Source organism: Streptomyces milbemycinicus (assembly GCF_002154605.1).
Classification (GTDB): domain Bacteria; phylum Actinomycetota; class Actinomycetes; order Streptomycetales; family Streptomycetaceae; genus Streptomyces; species Streptomyces milbemycinicus.
In genome coordinates this window covers 1-1,356 of record NZ_MUNE01001277.1, presented here as the reverse complement: position 1 = coordinate 1,356, position 1,356 = coordinate 1, and the positions used below count along the sequence as shown (strand labels likewise).

General features: G+C 73.0%; 2 protein-coding genes. Both read left to right on the top strand.

Going from position 1 to position 1,356, the window contains the following annotated elements:
• Positions 1–817: hypothetical protein (locus CCN51_RS52605; RefSeq protein ID WP_107426336.1), on the top strand; the 817-nt coding region annotated here is incomplete at its 5' end.
• Between the two features lie 101 nt (positions 818–918).
• The coding region (locus CCN51_RS52600) for a PAS domain-containing protein (protein WP_143676276.1) at positions 919–1,356 on the top strand (438 nt) is incomplete at its 3' end.

Below are 1,356 nucleotides of genomic sequence, written 5' to 3'. Positions count from 1 at the left end.
CTACGGGCCCCCGCCCCCGCCGCCCGGGCCCTACCGGCCGACGCCCACGGGTCGGCGCTGGTACCGGAGAGTGCCCTTCCTCTCCTTCCTCGTCCCCCTGCTCCGCCTGGCGCACCGGCCCGCGCGGAAACTGTTCGACCAGGACGGCGGTGGGCGCGTCCACGACCCCGTGGTCGACCGCTTCCAGATCACCCGGACGGTGCTCGGCCTCCTCGCGACGTTCGCCCTCTACTACACGTACGGATCGGAGGGCGACCTGAAGGACCAGGCCAGCGAGAGTGCCGGCCAACTCATCGTGACCCCGATCCTGCTCCTCATCGCCGGACCGGTGGTGATAGCCCTCTTCATCCGCTACGCGCCCGCGGAGCGGCGGCGGTTGCTGCGCTCCCGGCTCAGCGTCCCGGCCAAGACCGTCGGCTGGTACGTCCTGACCGTGGCCGTCCTCGCCGCCACGTTGTGGGGGATCTCGGCCAACCCCGAGGTGCTGGAAGGGCTGCACGGGGTGTGGCTGTTCGTGGCCGCGGTCCCGGCGCTCGTGTTCGTGCTGTGGGGGCTGCCGTTCTTCTTCCTCGCCTCGGCCTACGTCGCCCGCTCAGCTTTCAACACCGCCTATGTGCACGCCGCGCTGCCGGCCGTGATCACCGTGGTGATGGTGTGGATCATCGCCGTCTTGAACGTGACCGGGAGCGGTATGCCGGGCGGGCCGCTGTGGGCGCAGTTCTGCGCCCTGTTCGGCGGCCCGCTCTCGGTGACCGGGCTCTCCCTGTGGGAGCTGCGCCGACTGCGCACCCGCCATGGCGTGACCATACGCGGCTGAGACAAACCCCTATTCGGGTATTGCGGCGCACGGCGCCCCGCGGCGGCCGTACCGTGGGTAGCAGTGGCGTAGATCTTGCCTGGCTAAGGAGTCATCCGCCTATGGACCGTGGCACGTCGCGCGGCGACGACGAGGTGGGCGGGGTGCCCCGGGTGCCGGTGCAGCGCGGTGGCGGGCCCGGGAGGATGCCGCTCGCGGTGGTGGTCATCGATGTCGACGGGCTGGTGACGCACTGGAGTTCGGGTGCGCGCAGGCTCTTCGGGCGGAGCCGTGAGGAGGCCGTGGGCTGCCGGGCCGTCGATCTGATGCCGGTCTCGGGCGCGCTCGGCGGGGCGGACTGGGAGGGCGGGGAGCGCGGGCCGGACCTGGACGCCTCGCGGGGCGGGGCGGCGCCCTACCCCACGGCCGGGCGGGCCCGGATGGCCGATGGCCAGGACGACGCTCCGGTCGAAGTGCTGTGGTGGGCCTATCCGCTGGTCGGGCCGGGGCCGGAGCGGCTGCTCGTGCTCGCGGCCGACGCCTCGGGCCCGGCCGAGGCG